Here is a 17,624-nt window from a genome sequence, read left to right as displayed (position 1 = left end):
TGAGCGATTAAGGTTTTTGCCACCATACTTTAGTGTATAAATCATCTGCACCCTGTATGGCTATAGCCGCAGAATAATTTGCACTATTGGTAGATTGCAGATAGACAGGATAATTTAAGCGGGAAGGCATCTGGCCACCATTTGGCAACCCAGCACCTTTTGGTAACTGAGGATGACCTGTGCGGCGATATTCAAACCATTGCTCCAGATCAGTCATAAACAGGCTATAATATTTCTGCAAATGGATCAGCTCGAGTTTATCCTCCAAAGCTAAATTGTCAGTCCACTTCACATCTGCACCCTGCAAGTAGTTTTCAGGAACCGCATAGCCCCAGTAAGTAATCCCGCTGGTTACCCCGTTTTCATAATAACCTTTAGCCGTTCCGGTAGTAATCCAGCCTTTTGAAGCCGCTTCGGCCAACAGGAACTGAAGCTCCGCGTAGTTCAGGATATTACCCAGCAAAGGCTCAGACTGTAAGGCAACGGGTAAAGTAGATTTCCCTTCGGGAGCTTGCCCTACCGGATAGCCACTTGGAATGCCTTCATATTTTCCATTGTAAATCGTAGCCCATTTCGCAATTCGCGGATCGCCCCATTCCTTTAAATTGTTGACAAAAAAATCAGCTAATTTGGGCGTATACCAATCGGCAGGCCGCCAGGTGGCAAAAGGCGAAACATAAGGCGCAGTACCTGACCATCTCAAAGCTGCCGACTCTGCATTACTGCTTATAATCGGGTAATTAGCACTGTTGACATCTACAATGTCCTTAATTTTTGCTACTGCTAAAGCTGGTGATTTAGCCGAAACCCGCATCAACAATCTCAAATAAAGCGTATTGCCAAACTTGCGCCAGTTAGCTGCATTTCCTGCATATAGCGGATCACTTGCAGAAGGAATATTGGTACCCGTTTTTAACAGCTCATTAGCCATTTCCAGCTTTTTAAAAAGCTCCGGATAGATGACTTCCTGACGATCAAACTCAGGCATAAAAACACCTTCCTTAGCTTTAGTCGCATTGAAATAGGGGATGTCACCATAAGTATCAGTCAGTAATGAAAACACATAAGTCTGGCAGATCAGCGAGATCCCTTTGAAACTATTGCTGCCCAACTGTTCGCCACCTTTGTAGATATCATTGAAATTGGAAAGTTCCAGATACCAGCTGTTCCAAAGATAATCACCCTCAGATTTACGGATGTCGTAACGGAAAACTTTCCCGTCTGTATCACCCATATCTACCGTTACCTGCATCAGTTCGTTAGTGAGCCTTTGGCTGCGGCTCATATTTGCTTGTACAATACTTGTAATAGCAGGGGCAAGCAAAGCCTGCGGTAAAGCCTTTTCACTCGTATTAGGATTCACATTCAGCTCCTGAAAACCTTTTTTACAAGAAGTCACCGCTAAACATAAAATCAAACAGATTGTATAATTTTTGAGTCTCATATTCATTAAATACCTATGTTTAAATTGATTCCAAAAGTTCGGGTAGCAGGGAACTGACCCAGCTCAAAACCCTGGTTAATGGTACCGTCGTTTAGTGTCCCAAACTCAGGATCAAAGCCCGGCCATTTCGTGATGGTCATCAAATCACGGCCATAAATACCAATTGTAGCCCTTTGTAAACCGAATCTTCTCAGTGTTTTTGGTTTAAAAGTGTAGTCAAATCTGGCTTCGCGGAGTTTGATAAAATCAGTAGAATAGGTAGCTCCCTCAATATTATCCCGACCATAATGCGTAGTATAATAAGTAGTCATATCTTGTGCGATTACCGTGTTCGGGCTATAACTGCCATCTGGATTTTGCACTACACCTTTACCAATAATTCCGTTGTATCGTCCCGGAAGCGTATTTGTTGTCTTTCCTTGTTCAGCTAAAACGGCTGCGGTGAGTGAATAACCTACTGCACCATATTGTGCATCCACCAGGAAACTCATTCCGAAATTCTTATAACGGAACTGGTTGCCTAAACTCGCTTTCCATTTAGGGTTGGTATTGCCAATATAAAGCTGATCATCAGGGATGACCGGGTAACCATTGTTATAGACAATCTGCCCATCTGGCGACCGTTTGTAACCACGGCCATACAAATCACCCATGCTGCCGCCAATTTTAGCTACAATTGCACCGCGGCTGGCTGGCCCGGATTGTAAAATCAAGTTATCCAGACTATCAGTTAAAGCGATAATCTTGTTTCTGTTAGCGGTAAAAGTTCCGAAGACTGTCCATTTGAACCCATCTTTCTGATCTATCGGTGTACCATTCAATTCAACTTCTATCCCTTTGTTACGCACTTTTCCGGCGTTTACATAAGCATAGCTTACGCCCGAAGAACGGTCTACAGTGGTTTTCAGAATCTGATCCTTGGTGTCACTTTTATACAAGGCAATGTTGATGCCCAGGCGGTTGTTTAAGAACCTCAAATCAGTACCTACTTCGTAACTTGTGGTATATAAAGGTTTCAGATTGGTATTGGTTAATACGGTTGGATTTTGGAGTCCACCGGGAAAATTATCGGCTACATCATAAGTGAAAGAAGTGATATAAGGGGTTTGCTGGCCACTGCCCACACCTGCTACCGAAGCCCTTAATTTAGCATAGGAGATGAATTTTGGCAGTTTAAATATTTCAGACAAGATGCCACTCAGGTTTACCGAAGGATAGAAAAAGGAAACATTATCCGTAGATTTTGCCGTTGCCAGTACACTGTTCCAGTCATTACGGCCTGTAACATCTATAAATAGGTAATCTTTATAACTTGCTGTTGCGACGCCATAAAAACTGTTGATCCCATATTTACCACGGTAAGGTTTTGGCGTTAACACACCTGCACTGTTCGCCAGGCTATAAATACCGGGATAGGTAAGCGAATCTGCACGCAGTTCGTCTTTGTTATAAGTGTTTTTTAACATGCTGCCCCCGGCAGAAACCGAGATCTTAAGATCCTTGTTCAGGTCTTTGTTGTAGTGGATTAAAAAGTCATTGGAAATCTCCTGAGAGAAGATGTTTTGTGTCCTGAACATTCCTTTTTTGAACTTCTCGGTATCAAATGGACGTTGCTGAGAACGGGCATCATAAGAGAAATCCATCGCACTGCGAATCATCAGGCTTAAATTCTTAGAGAAATTATAAGTGGCCTGTACATTTCCGGTTAGTGCATTCCGGTTAGATTTGTTGAGCATTTCATGGGCAATCAGATAAGGATTGTCAGGATAACTGCTAAAAGGATAGCTCTGTGCTACATTTTCTTTTCCGGGAGCCCAATAATCTTTTAACCATCCGGCATCTGCGCTAGGTAACCAGAACATGTTCCAGTACATGATAGACTGATTGTTGTAACCAGTAGAAGGGAGGTTATCGCTAAACTTGTTCGTATAGTTAACTTTGGTTGCGACCTGAAGTTTCTCGTTTACTTTATGGGTAGCAGACAGGGCGACGGTGTTTCGGCCGTAACCTGTATTGGGAATGATCCATTTGTTGTCTACATTGGTTAGCGAAAGGCGAAAAGTGGTCTGGTCATTTCCACCATCCAGGGTTACGCTGTTCGTGAAAGTACGGCCGCTCTGAAAGAAATCTTTTCTTGAATTTTTATAGGGAAGCCATGGCGTTCTCTCTTTTCCTGCAGTTTTAGTGATCGGGTCATACTGGAAAAAGGATTGTCCGTTAAACTTAGGCCCCCAGGCAGAACTTGTACTTCTGGTACTTGGGCCATCTTCTGTTGCACCGAAGGAGTAAAAGTTGGCGCCATCGTTTCCCTGTCCGTATTCGTACTGATAATCTGGCCAGCGGGAAATAGTTTCCATAGCGGTATTCGAGTTGACTGTTACCCCGATCCCGTTTCTTTTTTTACCAGATTTAGTGGTAATGATGATCGCACCATTTGCACCGCGCTGTCCGTATAAAGCAGCGGCTCCCGGACCTTTTAATACGGTTACATTTTCTATATCGTCTGGGTTGATATCGTTTAAACCACTGCCAAAGTCAATAGGGGACTCGCCCTGTAAATAGGCAGAGCTGCCACTTCCTGTAGTCCTGCCGCTGCCATGGTTGATCACCACACCGTCCACTACAATTAAGGCATCGTTTTCTCCGGTCAGGTTACTTTCTCCACGCAGGATGATCTTGTTTGAGCCCGCAGGGCCACCGTTTGACCTGATCAGGTTTAAACCGGCAACTTTACCGGACAACGCGTCTGTCCAGTTGTTGGACATGGCATCGGTCAGCTGTTCGGTTTTTAAGACTTTGGTGGAATAACCAAGCGCTTTTTCTTCTCTTTTGATGCCGAGCGCTGTGACTACGACTTCATTTAAGGCGTTGGTAGATTCCTGCAAATGAAGGTTTAATAAGGTGTTATGGTTAGCTGTGACCTTTACCTTTTCGGTACGGGTATCCTCAAAAGAGATGTATTTGGTGATGATGGTATAAGTTCCCGGATCAAGGTTAATACTGTAGTTTCCGTCATTATTGGACTGGATAGTTTGTGCAGTTTCGAGTATTTTGATGGATACACCGGGAACTGGTTCAGCATTTTGATCGGTTACTTTTCCTGTCAGTTTCCCTTTTACACTGTTGACGAGCAGGATGTTTTTAGCATCTGTTTGTTTAATGGTTAAGGATTGGTTGCGAAGTAACAGGCGCAATGTTTCTGCTACTGTTCTTTCCGCTTTTGGCAGGTTGACCTTTTGCTGATCGTCTAACTGGCTGTTGTTATAGCTGATGGTCATGCCACTCAGCTTTTCGAGCTCGTTAAAGGCTTTTTTAAAGGTGATACCCGTTGCGCCAAAGGTAATCATCTGGCTTGTTTGTGCGTTTGCTGTACTGATAAACAGGCTTAACCACAATAAAATTGCTATACAGCCGAGCCATCGAATAGTATTATTCATATCTTTACTAAGTTTTGTACTTTTTTAATCGGGAGTTTAAAACATCATTTAAGGGCCGGGAACGTTACAGCGTTTTCCGGCTTCTTTGTTTTTTATGGGAGCGTAAATTTTAGTTCATCGTGTTTTCCTTTCTCATTTATAAAATATAATGGTGTTGTTTGATTTGGTGTAATGTGACCCGGTTAGGATAGCCAGTGTTTTGAGCATCTGATCTATGGGTGTTTTATTGAATGACGTAGTTACTTTGATGGCCGCCATTGCAGGGTCTTCCAGTTCTATGTCAAGTTTATAAGTTCTTGCTATGGTAGAGGTAATTTCTTTGAGTGAGGCATTGTAGAAAACCATTCTGTAGTTTCTCCAATCGCAAATAGCTTCTGCATTGATCTCGTTTTTATTTGTTTTCCCTGTTTTGGTATCTATCTGGAGTTGCTGATCGGGCAAAAGGAAGCTGGTAACAGCAGCGTGGTTCTTTTCTTTGAATACGACACCTACTTTTCCTGTTTTTACGGTTACTGCTATGTGGCTTTCTTTAGGGAAGGCTTTGACATTGAAGGATGTGCCAAGAACAGTTGTACTTACTTTTCCAGTTTGGATAATGAAAGGCTGGGTAGTTTTGTGTTTAACATCGAAAAAGGCTTCTCCTTCCAGGATTACCAGTCTTTTGTGCGCAGCAAAGTGTTTCGGGTATTTCAATTTACTGCCTGCGTTAAGGTAGACGATAGAGCTGTCAGGCAGGATGAAACTGCTTTGCTGGCCGTATGGGTTGGTAATTTCGGTAAGCTGGTTTTGAGGGTTGGATTTATGGGTTTTGTAGTGATTGAGTCCAAAACCAATGATGAGTATCAGCGAGGCTGCCATAGCCAGTTTGGCGAATGGAAATTTACGCTTGACCGGTTGTTTGTTCTGGTTGATGTAAGCGGTGATTTTAGCCCAGTTATTTTCCTGATTGACTGGAATTTTGTAATACAGTTTTGAAGCATCCAGGATCAGGATAACTTCTCTGAACTCTGTTTCGTGTGCAGGATTGCTCGCTACCCATTCTTGCAGGATAGTCAGATCTCTTTCTGTGATCGTTTGATGATAGTATTCAGTAATCAGCTGATAGTATAGTTCTTCCATTTCGTTCTTATCTGTAAGACAAGATTGACAGGGTAGTTTACGTAGCGGAAAAGGTTAAGCTTATGTTATGAGTGTGTTAACTATTTTTTCTTTTCTGAAGTGGACAGCAGGGTGCGTAGTGATTTTATGGCCTGGTAAAGGGTAGTTTCTACGGTGCGGACAGTAATACCCAGGAGCGGGGCAATATTGGTTTTATCGATTTGCTCGATACGGCTCATTAAAAGAACTTCACGCTGTCTTTCAGGGAGCAGGTTAATGAGGGACAGGATGCGTTGTTGCGATTCGCGGTTGGTCAGGATTTCAAATGGGGTAAGGTGCTCGGAAAGGAGTGTTTCATGGTTTTCAAGGGGTTCGAGCAAGGGTTTGTGTTTTTTTAGATGGTTTAAGGATAGGTTTTTAGCGGCTTGGAACAGGTAGGGTTTTAGTAAGCGGATTTGCAGTTGCTTGCGGTTGTCCCAAAGGTTAATGAACAGGTCTGAGATCAGGACTTCACTGCTGGTGATGTCTTTAGTGAATATGGTGGAGAACTGGGTTAATGGGGTGTAGTAACGGGAAAAGATAGTTTGCAAGGAGAGAGTGTCGTCCTGGTGGAGCAAGGCAAGGAGTTCTTCGTCCGAAAAAACGTTGTAGTTATGGGTTTTCATCGCGAGGCAAAGGTACGGGTCTAGTGTTACGGGGATGTTAAGTTTGAAGGGGGATATTCAGCGCAAGTATTAGCGAAGCGGTGATTTTGTATTCTTGAAATTGCAATCAATAGGTTTTAATAAATTTCTAATTAATAATATTTTAAATTGCATTATTGTTTAATTTGCATTACAGTGTATAAACTTAGTAACTATCAGTATGAAAAAACTATTAATCTCAATTTGCCTTTTATCCTTAGTTTGTCTAGGAAATGATGTTTCTGCCCAGCTAAAAGTGGGAAGAACTAAAGAACAAATTAATGACGACAAAAAAAACATAACGCCCCAATTAATTGGATCGAACAATGTTATAACACCAACATTTCAGTTATATCGCTTAGGAAAGACAGCTGAAATTTTGACATTTACTGATGATATAAATGGAACCCGCAAAGTAGCATTTGCTTCTGTTAAGGATGAAAAAGATTTTTATAATTATGTACTAGGGCTTTTTGATGATTTCAAAAATAATGAATTTTCGATAGGGAAAACACGTATCGTTCCATTAAAAATGGGCAAAATATTGGGTACAAAAAATTTAGCATTTGATTTTTATATAGACGGTGATACTCACGCTTACAAATCACTGATTATTGGAAAATCAGGTTGGGAAAGACTGTTTAAAAAATCAATAATTAACGAGAAATAAAATACCAGCTTATATAAATTTTAAAGGTGTAAGGAATCAGGTTTTTTAACCTTTTACCTTACACCTTTTTTATTAACTCAAGTTCCTTATGATTGCTAAAATTAATGTGCGAAACTTGGGTAATTATTTAAGTTAAAAAGATGGATGATAATTTAAGATATGCTATTTGGCAGGCACATGATCGTAGATGTTTATATACAGGTGAGTATTTAGAAGATTTCAAGGCACTGGAAATTGATCATATTATTCCAGAATCTACTCCAGCTGATATTTTGGCAGAAAAAATACGCATACATAACTTAGGTAGTGATTTTAACGTTAAAACCTCACTGACGAATTTAGCACCCAGTACAAGGTTAGCTAACGCAAAAAAAGGGAAAGAGCCATTTCCTCTCCACAGAGAAACTTATTATCTGGAAATTGTTAGTCGAAAAGTGGAGCGGGTTAAGGCTAATTTAGCTAAAATAAAAGCGCAACAACTGCAAAAACGTAAATGGCTAATTGAAACTAAAAGTGGAAATGATTTTAGATTTGAAGAGGAATTTGAAGTATACCGTAATCTTACTATAAGCGAATATCCCCATGATCCAAATCATTATTTTATGTCCAATACGGAGTTAAGATTTAATGCTTTTCTACGTGTTGTTATCAGGAGTTTGGTAGTTGTTTGATAGAACTTAGAAATGAATCGGTTATGACTACTATTAATCATAAAAACATAATGGAGATGGTGTCTGATTTTAGGAAAAGAGGGATCGAATATTTATTGCCAGAAATCCCATCTATGGATGATAAATTCTTTGTTACTATATATAATTCCTCGATACATCTTTCCACGAAGGCATTTTTACAACTTAGAGCAGCTTTTGAAGATTTCCTATCTGAATATGATAAACAATATAGGCTGTTTCTAGATTTTCTGGAAATTGGTGATTTGGAAATTGTTAGAGATAATAAGCATTGTATACTTAAAAGAATAAACCGTTATGAATGGAAACAGTTATTAGATTATGTTTCAAAATACGATCTGGATCGTGGAAAAGGGCCACAATTTTGTTTTAATCAAGTAGGAGCCCAGATTATTTGTATTAATCTTGATTTAAATATCTGTAAATTTTGGTTGATCCCTGCAACTATATCTGATCGCGGTATGGTGTCATTTATTTATTTGGAGGATGAGATGGAAGTGCTGTGGAAAATACCTGCAAAATCTGATCGTCGAAATATTGAGTCTGGTGGAGTTTATACGGCAAAGAAAAGTGAAAATTTACAGAATCAACGAATCATTCGGGAGTGTAAAGTGATCTGTGTCAGCACCGCTTCTTCCTAGTTGGAGGAGGTCAGCCTCCACCTAGGTTACACTTTAATATTCAATTTTGCAGTAAGTTTTAAGCAGAGTCCAGCTGTCTTTTTCTTTTTTAAACAGCAATATAGATCTTTCCCCACACCTGGAGCCACAAACAAAGCTTGACTGTAATATTGCATAGCTGAAATCTTTTGAGAAAATCGGATTTGCCAGATAAAAAAGCTGACCTTCTTTATCGCGTATCTTATCCGGTAAACTATTTATTATTGGAAGAGCGTTATTACTAATTATCCTTGCAATAGGAACAAGTTTATTAGACCATGTTAGCGTATCTTTTTGAGACATATTCAAAATATCCTCTTTTTTGAGGTTTATATCTTTATTTTCAGCCAAGATATTATCAATACATATCTCGGTTAATAAGTTAGTCGATTTATCAAATAGAAAAATTGAGTCCCTTTTTAATTCATGATTGACGTAATATCTTATTAAACCACTAACTTCTTTTTCTCGCTGATCAGCTATAAGGTTCTTATGCTGATCGCAACCACCCCATATCCCAGCAAATAGGAAGACAATTGACATTAATGTTTTTGATTTCATAAAAAAGCGGTTCATCAACAATTTCCATTTACCAGGGTTTATTCCTCTATTTCCATATTGGTGATTCTATTAATTTAGTAATGATGCCGATGGAGAAGAACTGATCCGGCGCTATCTAAGTTAATATTAATAAGAATAAATAATGGGAAGAGTTATTATGGATATTACTAAAGGAAAAAATAAAGCAGATTTCAGTATGACCATCGCACCAAGCGATGGTCATACTCTGACTAAAAAGACTTAATCGAAGAATCTGCAAAATTACTCCATGCTCAACATTCTGCTGAGCGTTTGATCAGAAGTCATATGCTTTCAGTTCTCTATCTTTTAGAAACGTATTTACAGGAAGAAAATGGAGATAACAAAGAGGTTTATACCATTGCGTATTTTATTGAAGAGTTTTGCAAGGTTTTAAAATTAAATAAAATTCAATTTGCCTCACATGTTGATACCGATGTTTCGCACTCAATAAGTATCTTAATGGGCGGGGGGCATTTAATATTGAATTTGCCATGAAGTTTTCCCATTTCTTTCATACTCCAGTAGACGTTTGGTTAAAAGTTCAGTTAAAGAATGATTTGATCGCTTTACACAAGGCAAAAAAGGCCACAAGTATGATTATAACAAAGTTTTACAAATGGCCTGAATGGCCTTTTTTTTTATGGCTGCCAGTTATTGATTCAAATACAGGGTGCTGGTGAGGCTTCTCATTCTCCAGTTTTATGTTGTCTTAAAATTTCAGGGAGGTCACTATTTATAGGTTGTTTTATAATCTTTATTTCTTTTATAAATTGCATTTATCAGAATGGTTTGTTTCCCAGTGGATGTGATAATGTTCTTTGTGATTTCAATTTTGATAACATTAGGCCCTTGAGTATTAATTGAGTTAGGAGAATTAAACCTTATGTCTTGATTTAAGTTCTTCTTTAAGAAAATTGAGTTTAAACCTTCATCTGTATCAAAATAATTGGAAACGCCTTGTTTATTATATGAAAATCTAGCACTACTTAGATTAATCTCTACATTTTCATATTGTTCTATCCATAAAAGACTAAATATTCTGTTTTGTTTATTAACAACAATATTTATATCACTTCGCTCTAAATTGGGAATTTCACTAAGCATATCTGTGCTGGAAGAACCGTCCATATTTATATCATATGGACGGTCAGAGAATGCACTAATTATATTATAATTGCCATCTAACTTTTCAAATATTGGTAAATTATGATCTATCTCGGTCTCTTTCTTACAAGAAATAGCGAAACAAGTTGAAAATGCTAAGAAGAATAAGATGTAACTATATTTTTTCATTTCAGTGTTATTAAAATAATTTTCTACTTTAAAAATATATAAATTTAATTTGTAAATTAAATTTATATGGATTGTAAGACTGTTATTCCATTAGTATTGGGCAGAAATAGTCTGATAAACAATGGGTTAGGAAATTAGCCTAAATAGATAAACCTCGACAATGACACTTTGATAAGAGTTTGCGGACAACTCAATCAACCATTGCATTTCACAATATAATGGTTGATTATGATTTGAACAATAATAGCTTTCAGGCCATAAAAGTCCATTTTATAACCTCGCGCTATCAATTTCAACCTCCTATAATTTCCATGGATTTATGCCTCTATTTATGTATTGGCGATTCTACAAGTCTGGTATCATATTGTTTAAGATAAAAATCAATCTTAACTGTATCTCCTTTTTTAATTAAAATAGGTTTTGTATAAGTAGATTTATATCCAACACAAAATCCTTCAAAAGAATGCTTTCCAGGATTGATATTAAATACATATTTACCTACTTTATCATTCGCAATTCTCGGTAACTTATCAGCTTTTACAAATGCTCCTGGTAATATTTCTTTTGCTGTATATTCGTAAATAACACCAATAACAAGTGGTTCAGCACCCTTGGTTGAATTAACTATATTCAAATTATAAGAGCCATCTTTTCTCTTTACAAGACCCTGGTTTGTTGAACAACTTATATTAAACCCTACAAAAGCAAGCATTGTAGCTGTTTTTATCAATTTTATATAATTCATAAGTATTTGTTTAGCAGCCTCCAGATGTATTTCCTTTCGGTTTACTTTGATTTCCATCGGTGTCTATTCCACTTTGTTCTATTTTAATTACATTCAGAATTCTTTTCTGTACGTCTGGACTGAAATTTTTGAATGCTGAAGTGTTTTGTAGTCCACCCCAAGATAAATCATAATAAAATTGATCTTGCAAATTATATCCTTGATTTTTTCCATAGTTTATTAAATTACTAGCTACACTACCTATCAGGCGATTTACTATTACGTCATGCTGGATCCCATTTAAGTCATGAGAGGTCTCCCATTTTGTAACAAGATCTGAATAAGTAATATTTGCTGACAATGCATCTTTGGCAAAATAAGCAACTAAATAAGCATAAATAGACTCATGAAGAATAGTTTTAGCAATTGCTAAGTCACTACCGCCTTTAAATAAATTAGAATCAAATGTTGAGGTCACTGATTGCGAAGTTTTATCATAAATAGAATTAGTATCTCCATTATTGCCTCCGCTATAACCATCTTGCATTTTCCAATTATAGCCTGGAGTTGTACCAGCGAAAACTTTAACCATATTTGGAAAGCAAGCTTTATCTATAGTTTTTATATTTTCCACTACTTTTTTAAAACAATCCTTTAATTTTGTATCGTCAATTTTGTCTACAAAACTATTAGCAGGGTCAGTAGTCTCACTAGCTCCACCTGCTTCATTTATAGGCTCAATTGGCCAGGAATCTACAGTATTTGGATCTGGTGAAGGTGGACCTAGTGGATCAGGAACGTCCGGTTTTTTAGGGCCTTCTGTAACTATATCTACTTCATCTAGAGGGATACCAAGATCTGGAGTGTCAGTCGGCTTTTTAGGCTCATTGATACCTGCAATAGCTCTGTCTTTTGATGACATTTTAACATTATTATTTGATAGTAACAGTAGTACATTGCCATTGCTTCTAAACCCACTTTTTAAATTTTCATATAGGCTTACCTTGTTAAGCAAAGATTTCGATTCCAAGAATTTTCTTGTTGCAGGATTATACCTTCCAGTTTTTAATAGATTACCATTTAAGGCATAAAATTCTAACAATATTGTTTTATCTTCCGCTACAGTATATTTTTTAATTACTTCATTCGGAATTCCATTAGTTATAATAACATTTAACTCAGAAAATGAACTAATAGTTTTTTCAAGAGGGATAGCGAGTACAGTTTTATTTTTACTGTTTATCCGGGTCTTAACATTAGACCAGTCTGGTGTCAGACCGATAGATTTTAAACTGCTTATCATTGGACTTCCTGCTACTGACTGTTTTTCAAGAGATGACTTAACAATATTTACAAGAGATTGCGTAGAAGGTTGGTCTTTGACAACTACATTGACATTGTCTTTCTTACATGAGTGCAAAAAGAGCATTAGAGAAACAACTAAAAATAGATGTTTCAATACGTATAGTTTTTTCATACTTAATTCAGATTTAATCAAGTATAGTTGTTAAGTTGATTGAAAATTAATTTTTTACACCAACCAAGGTTTTCACACGGTGAAAATCCAGTGAATCCGGAAACCCGTATTTTTATCCTTCACTTAGGTTAATTTTGATTACGCCTCCGGTCGGTTTAGCCTAATCTTGCTGTTTTAAAGTTTTGAATTTTCGCGTTTTTACAGTTCTATTTTTAGGAGGGGTTACAATGATTTGTTGAGATCATCGGAATTATCTTCGGCGAAGATCTACAAAAAATGGAGCCTGAGTAAATCCCAGGCTCCATGATATATTGCTTTATCCTTAGTTGGATAATCTACTTTGCCGTGAATTTAATTAGATTATAGAGAAACTGTGAAGGGTAGCAATCTGCCAATTCTAACAGGGAAATTATCAATCAATAGCACGGGCTCTGCAATAAGGCTAGTTGTGATTGCTACAAAAGGATAACCTTTCTGAACTCCCAAATCACTATATGCAATACTTAGGGTAATTGGACTAGTGAAATTAGTATTTGGATATAAAGGTGTCACCATTGTATTGATTACTGCCTGTCCTTTTAAAGTTCTTGTAGCTGGATTAATCGAACCTACAAAATTACCTTTACTTCCATTATTATTAAAATAGAAATAGATCACTACCTGAGAATTGCTCCCTAATCCTACAGGAATGGATGCAAACCCTGTAAAAGTCATTAAGGCAGAGTTATATTGCTGAGGAGTTGGCATTGTAGGAAATATAAAAAAGCTGGGATAATTAATGGTGAAATTCAGACCAGCATTTACATCTTCCTGATTGATATTCTTGGATTCTCTCGCGAGAACAACAGGTGAATTGATAGAACTATTCTTTGTTTTGATAATCCAGGCCTGTGATACTGCCCCCCCTCTATACATATCATAGCTGATGTAGCCGTACCCTTGAGTTCCCCATCTTGTACCCCAAGAATTAATAAACTTGAATCTGGCAGTATGGTCATCATAACCAACAATTACTATAGCATGGCTCATATCGTTGACTTGCCCACTCCAGTTCGACCATACATAAGGATTTGGGTAGTAAGATCTTGGTTTAAAGTAGTCATCAACTTTTGCGGAAACCACTACGGGTACTCCCTGAGCCAGGTAGGCTTTTGTTTCTAAAAACATATCCCCTCCAGTCACGCCCAATTGCCAGTAGGAATCTATCTTAAAGTTAGCAGCAATCTGACGAGTTTGAAAGTTAGGTTGAGTTTGCCAATTATTTGGTATATATGGCATTGAATTTAAAGTCGCATTTCCCTGATTCTTCATAACACTGAATGCATCTTCATATCTTGTCCCTCTATTTTGCCCCCCATTAATCTGGTTATATATAAACGAAGGAGAAAATAAACAATCACCATTTTGGGCACCATTTGCATCAAAGTAATTACAGTTAGTTGATTGGTTATTTGCATAACCATATGCAGCATAGCTAGTTGCCCAAGCCACGCAGCTAAATTGAATGTTTTGGTCGCCCACCGGTGGCATCCTTGGACTTAGATCTACCGAAGCCGGGATATTACTTCCTACAGGCATCGGAGCCTGGCCTATCCGATTATATGTTGCTGCATCGGTTTCAATAGCACCAATGGCGAAATCTTGGGCGTAACCGTTAATAACGATAAATAGCCCTAACATTGTTAATTTAAATTTCATTTATATATAAATTAGAGAGGTTAAAATTTCGTTTTTTGAGACGGATCTAGTTTTCTAAAATTGAAAACGCATAATTTTATTTCAATAAAAAGATTTTTAGAAAACGAAAAGGATTTCATTATATCTGGCAGAACGATATAATTTTTAGCTGTAAGGTGCTTAAATTCACTAGAACCCTCAGAAGACACAAGCCATTTACTAGTGTCTTCTGGTGATTATTTGTAATTATTTTCCTTTTGTATGTTTGTGTGGTTTTAGTGAAGGTGTATTGCCCGGAGTTTCTTTATTGTCTCGTTGACGCTTGTCTGGTTTTCCTGTGGATTCAGCAATTTTTTTTGGTCCTGGTTTAATTCCCATTGTTTTTCTTTTTTGAGGTTAATTTATAACTACAATTTAGCTATTTATTTCTTAATTTCGGAATTAATGCAAAAGAAGGTTCTCCTAGTCAACTTTAAGAAACATATTACATATTGACCGCGACTAACTTTAAAGGCATATATACACGGATTCTCAACAATTTCAAGATTATCAGGAAAGCACCATCTCTTTGGCGAAACAGATTCACTGCGGCAAATCTATAGACATGACGGTAAGAACGGGTAAGATCTCTACTATTTCTGGGCTTTTTATCTCCTTGATTCTAGTGTTTGTGACGCGTCCGTTCCTGAAAAGAATTTACATAAGAAAGTTTTTCAAAACAGAAAAATCAGTATAAAAAACGGAAAATTCAAAGTGTAATCATGGTTTTATTTCGTTTCCTTATTTGGCTGGGGAAGAGCCGGAGGTTTTTGAATTTAATGGAAAAAGAATAAGCTGCTATTGGTTTATTCCAATAACCGAGCATGAAATGGATTATAAATTGGAGCTGGTGTCGAAGCACTTGGACAAGTTTTTGAAGATAAGCAACTAGATTATTTGAATTCGGAACGAGAAAGTCTAATTTAATATTTGACCATCGATGTTTTGCTTTTAAATAAAGGTTATGTTAATTGATTACCAGACAGTTAATCTCTAATTCTAAAATATAAACGGAATCCAGGCTAATCATAGATTCCGTTTATATAGTTTATTGGATATCGCCCAAATTCTGATTTATATATCTGAATCAATTAAGTTTATAACTTGGTAATTTGTATTTTCCTGGGCATTAACTCCTAGCTTAAAACTTCGCCCAATTGTTCTGAATATAAGATCAAGTTTAATTAAATTTCCTTCAAATCTAAAGCCAGTTATTTCAACTATAGGTTTAGGCTTAAATAAGTCCATTGTTTTCAATATTTTATTAATATTGGTGTTTTCCGGTAACAGAACACAAACTTTATCGTTCACAACTATTATAGAATTAATCGGCAATTTATTTGATTTTATAATCTGAATTGGCTCGTCGTAAAATTCTTTCGCAAGTTTTTTGTTTTTTAGGATGTAATTTAAAGAAACAGTAACTAATCTCTCTGAATCTACTTTGTTGATCTTTTTATTGTCTTTACTTATACAAGAGATAAGCGTAGAAATTATCAAATACAAGAATAAATATTTTGTTTTTATCATTTTTTATAAAGTCTATACGAGTTTTTATAGGCACTATTATTATCAATTCTTAGTTCAAAAGCAGAATTTTCGAAGCCAAAGCCATATCCTTATGAAGGTAAAATCAGGTTTTTCTTCAAACGTAATAACTTTCGATGGCTTTGCTAGTTTTTGCCGCGTAATATCCTGCTACGCATTTACAGAGTTTATAGGCTTTGTAAGTTTGAGGGATTGAATCTGTGTAGTAAAAAAGACCTGGAAGAAATTGAGCGATGCACATCATTTGGAAAGAGTTAAGCCTTCTAATTTACATGAGTATCCGTCGGGTACTGCCTGAGTACTGTCCGAGTACTCGTTAGGGTAAGAGCAATGCTAAAGTAACGTGAGAGCATGGCAAGTCCAAGTAAAAACAACTAGTTGAAAAGACTTGGAGTACCTATGGTTAAAGGCTGTTTAAAGCTTGGTCTTACACCGACCACCACTCAGGCACAAACAAAGCATAACTAGTTGAAGACTGATGAACCTTATAATCTTTCCTTTGACCAGAACATGGACAACTACGGACAATTGCAGACAGCCGCGGACAATTATGGACATTGCCTGCTCAGGATGATACGCTTTAGCACAAATGCTTTACATTGATAAAAAAGAAAATATTTATGGCAATTTTCGACGGTAAATTTTTAAAGGGAATCCTGGGCGATTTCATTTTTAAAGTAGTAGATGGGGTACAGGTTGTTTCAAAAAGACCTGTGCCAGGTACAATGAAACAATCAGTGGAAACCAAAAAGGCATCAGAGAATTTTGGTAAAAGTAGCATGCTTGGAAAACATATTAGAGGCATATTTCATAATACCAACGGTGGAATGAACGAAACAAGTTATGTTTTTCGATTCACCAGTGCGCTGACTACAGTCCTTACAGCATGTGAGAATCCCACAAAAACGGGATACCTTTTTAAGCGAAACAGTTTTGGTAATTTGGCTGGTTTTGAATTTAATATTAAATCTCCTGTAAAAAAGATTTTGAATTTAAAACCGAAAATCGAACTCAATCAGGGAATTATGAAGATTGTTTATGATGAGTCAGGTAACGCGCCAAAATTGCGTTTTCCAAAGTATGCAACTCAATGCAAACTAACATTCGTAGTCGGATTAATCCGGCTGAAAGATGGTAAAAGAATTCTTAGTCCGGAAAAGTATAGCATTACCCTTAAAAAAAACGAAGAATTAATAAATCTGATTGATTTTTCTTTTAAAATTCCAGACGGTTGTCTAAGCATCGCTGTACTTTTTTTGAGTTTCTATAATGGTATTACCTTGTTGAATAGTAAATCATTTAATCCCGCTGTCATATGTGATGCAATCTTAAGTCCCGGCACTTTTACCAATCAGGATAATCATTCATGGATGGAAATGCCAGGTTTGAACTTCGGTTAATTTTGCAGCAGCTATTATCAAAGGCTCTCCTTAATTGGAGGGCCTTTCTTGTTTTAACCCTGTTTTTAATAAATAAAGCTTTTTCAGTGTTGGACAATTGCGGTCAAACGCGGTCAAGTGCGGACAATAACGGACTATTGCGGTCAATTTATTTTTTAGCTAATTTATTGATATACTTTCGTTTAACGAGTTTAAGCGGCCGGC

Annotated in this window: 15 protein-coding genes and 1 pseudogene; 5 read left to right on the top strand and 11 right to left on the bottom strand. The window is 37.1% G+C overall.

Translation table 11 applies throughout. The features are described 5' to 3' along the window. Window positions 1-7: 7 nt before the first annotated feature. The 4 genes from AY601_RS10215 to AY601_RS10200 form a co-directional block, all read right to left on the bottom strand. Window positions 8-1,450 carry a SusD/RagB family nutrient-binding outer membrane lipoprotein gene (locus AY601_RS10215; protein WP_068400189.1) on the bottom strand — a complete coding sequence of 481 codons (1,443 nt, stop codon included), beginning with the start codon at window positions 1,448-1,450 and terminating at the stop codon, window positions 8-10. After that, the gene (locus tag AY601_RS10210) at window positions 1,450-4,881 is read right to left on the bottom strand and encodes a SusC/RagA family TonB-linked outer membrane protein (protein ID WP_068400186.1); all 3,432 of its coding nucleotides are present in this window, start codon (window positions 4,879-4,881) and stop codon (window positions 1,450-1,452) included. Before AY601_RS10210 ends, AY601_RS10215 begins: the two co-directional genes overlap by 1 nt. A gap of 132 nt (window positions 4,882-5,013) precedes the next feature. Beyond that, window positions 5,014-6,000, bottom strand: a complete 987-nt coding sequence (locus AY601_RS10205) for a FecR family protein (RefSeq protein ID WP_068400182.1) — start codon at window positions 5,998-6,000, stop codon at window positions 5,014-5,016. An 80-nt stretch (window positions 6,001-6,080) separates the two neighbouring features. Further along, window positions 6,081-6,644 (bottom strand): RNA polymerase sigma factor, encoded by a 564-nt coding sequence (locus AY601_RS10200; protein WP_068400178.1) that lies wholly within the window; start codon window positions 6,642-6,644, stop codon window positions 6,081-6,083. Between the two features lie 199 nt (window positions 6,645-6,843). Between AY601_RS10200 and AY601_RS10195 the strand changes: the two genes are divergently transcribed. The 3 genes from AY601_RS10195 to AY601_RS10185 all read left to right on the top strand — a co-directional run bounded on the left by AY601_RS10195 (window position 6,844) and on the right by AY601_RS10185 (window position 8,662). Beyond that, on the top strand, window positions 6,844-7,332 hold the full coding sequence (locus AY601_RS10195; protein WP_068400176.1) for a hypothetical protein: 489 nt from the start codon (window positions 6,844-6,846) through the stop codon (window positions 7,330-7,332). A 140-nt stretch (window positions 7,333-7,472) separates the two neighbouring features. Then, window positions 7,473-8,003 (top strand): HNH endonuclease domain-containing protein, encoded by a 531-nt coding sequence (locus AY601_RS10190; protein WP_068400172.1) that lies wholly within the window; start codon window positions 7,473-7,475, stop codon window positions 8,001-8,003. Between the two features lie 23 nt (window positions 8,004-8,026). Further along, window positions 8,027-8,662 (top strand): hypothetical protein, encoded by a 636-nt coding sequence (locus AY601_RS10185; protein WP_068400169.1) that lies wholly within the window; start codon window positions 8,027-8,029, stop codon window positions 8,660-8,662. A 33-nt stretch (window positions 8,663-8,695) separates the two neighbouring features. Here AY601_RS10185 and AY601_RS10180 read toward each other — a convergent pair whose 3' ends face one another. The 6 genes from AY601_RS10180 to AY601_RS26210 form a co-directional block, all read right to left on the bottom strand. After that, on the bottom strand, window positions 8,696-9,241 hold the full coding sequence (locus AY601_RS10180; protein WP_068400165.1) for a hypothetical protein: 546 nt from the start codon (window positions 9,239-9,241) through the stop codon (window positions 8,696-8,698). A 750-nt stretch (window positions 9,242-9,991) separates the two neighbouring features. Beyond that, window positions 9,992-10,555, bottom strand: coding sequence for a hypothetical protein (locus AY601_RS10165; protein WP_068400156.1), 564 nt, complete (start codon window positions 10,553-10,555; stop codon window positions 9,992-9,994). A gap of 325 nt (window positions 10,556-10,880) precedes the next feature. Next, window positions 10,881-11,300, bottom strand: a complete 420-nt coding sequence (locus tag AY601_RS10160; protein WP_157287846.1) for a hypothetical protein — start codon at window positions 11,298-11,300, stop codon at window positions 10,881-10,883. Window positions 11,301-11,310: 10 nt separating this feature from the next. Further along, complete coding sequence (locus AY601_RS10155) at window positions 11,311-12,756, bottom strand: hypothetical protein (protein ID WP_157287844.1); 1,446 nt, start codon at window positions 12,754-12,756, stop codon at window positions 11,311-11,313. A 360-nt stretch (window positions 12,757-13,116) separates the two neighbouring features. Further along, window positions 13,117-14,454 carry a C1 family peptidase gene (locus AY601_RS10150; protein ID WP_068400147.1) on the bottom strand — a complete coding sequence of 446 codons (1,338 nt, stop codon included), beginning with the start codon at window positions 14,452-14,454 and terminating at the stop codon, window positions 13,117-13,119. Window positions 14,455-14,679: 225 nt separating this feature from the next. Continuing rightward, the gene (locus AY601_RS26210) at window positions 14,680-14,811 is read right to left on the bottom strand and encodes a hypothetical protein (RefSeq protein ID WP_257722239.1); all 132 of its coding nucleotides are present in this window, start codon (window positions 14,809-14,811) and stop codon (window positions 14,680-14,682) included. Between the two features lie 379 nt (window positions 14,812-15,190). On the opposite strand from AY601_RS26210, the pseudogene AY601_RS26340 reads away from it, so the two are divergent. Next, window positions 15,191-15,364: pseudogene (locus tag AY601_RS26340) on the top strand (hypothetical protein); the annotation flags it as partial. Between the two features lie 182 nt (window positions 15,365-15,546). Here the strand turns inward: AY601_RS26340 and AY601_RS10145 are convergent. Then, entirely contained in the window at window positions 15,547-16,002 is a 456-nt protein-coding gene (locus tag AY601_RS10145) for a hypothetical protein (RefSeq protein WP_068400144.1), read from the bottom strand. A 638-nt stretch (window positions 16,003-16,640) separates the two neighbouring features. Here AY601_RS10145 and AY601_RS10140 point away from each other — a divergent pair. Then, window positions 16,641-17,420 (top strand): hypothetical protein, encoded by a 780-nt coding sequence (locus AY601_RS10140; protein WP_068400141.1) that lies wholly within the window; start codon window positions 16,641-16,643, stop codon window positions 17,418-17,420. Window positions 17,421-17,624 lie beyond the last annotated feature (204 nt).

Origin of the sequence: Pedobacter cryoconitis (assembly GCF_001590605.1) — a bacterium.
GTDB classification, from domain to species: domain Bacteria; phylum Bacteroidota; class Bacteroidia; order Sphingobacteriales; family Sphingobacteriaceae; genus Pedobacter; species Pedobacter cryoconitis_A.
This window is presented reverse-complemented; position numbering and strand designations above follow the sequence as displayed.

Bases quoted from the DNA above. Each gene is read 5' to 3' on its own strand.
- AY601_RS10190 (WP_068400172.1), top strand. From the start codon at position 7,473: ATGGATGATAATTTAAGATATGCTATTTGGCAGGCACATGATCGTAGA.
- AY601_RS10205 (WP_068400182.1), bottom strand. From the start codon at position 6,000: ATGGAAGAACTATACTATCAGCTGATTACTGAATACTATCATCAAACG.
- AY601_RS10155 (WP_157287844.1), bottom strand. From the start codon at position 12,756: ATGAAAAAACTATACGTATTGAAACATCTATTTTTAGTTGTTTCTCTA.
- AY601_RS10210 (WP_068400186.1), bottom strand. From the start codon at position 4,881: ATGAATAATACTATTCGATGGCTCGGCTGTATAGCAATTTTATTGTGG.
- AY601_RS10160 (WP_157287846.1), bottom strand. From the start codon at position 11,300: ATGAATTATATAAAATTGATAAAAACAGCTACAATGCTTGCTTTTGTA.
- AY601_RS26210 (WP_257722239.1), bottom strand. From the start codon at position 14,811: ATGGGAATTAAACCAGGACCAAAAAAAATTGCTGAATCCACAGGAAAA.
- AY601_RS10185 (WP_068400169.1), top strand. From the start codon at position 8,027: ATGACTACTATTAATCATAAAAACATAATGGAGATGGTGTCTGATTTT.
- AY601_RS10200 (WP_068400178.1), bottom strand. From the start codon at position 6,644: ATGAAAACCCATAACTACAACGTTTTTTCGGACGAAGAACTCCTTGCC.
- AY601_RS10215 (WP_068400189.1), bottom strand. From the start codon at position 1,450: ATGAATATGAGACTCAAAAATTATACAATCTGTTTGATTTTATGTTTA.
- AY601_RS10180 (WP_068400165.1), bottom strand. From the start codon at position 9,241: ATGAAATCAAAAACATTAATGTCAATTGTCTTCCTATTTGCTGGGATA.
- AY601_RS10140 (WP_068400141.1), top strand. From the start codon at position 16,641: ATGGCAATTTTCGACGGTAAATTTTTAAAGGGAATCCTGGGCGATTTC.
- AY601_RS10150 (WP_068400147.1), bottom strand. From the start codon at position 14,454: ATGAAATTTAAATTAACAATGTTAGGGCTATTTATCGTTATTAACGGT.
- AY601_RS10165 (WP_068400156.1), bottom strand. From the start codon at position 10,555: ATGAAAAAATATAGTTACATCTTATTCTTCTTAGCATTTTCAACTTGT.
- AY601_RS10145 (WP_068400144.1), bottom strand. From the start codon at position 16,002: ATGATAAAAACAAAATATTTATTCTTGTATTTGATAATTTCTACGCTT.
- AY601_RS10195 (WP_068400176.1), top strand. From the start codon at position 6,844: ATGAAAAAACTATTAATCTCAATTTGCCTTTTATCCTTAGTTTGTCTA.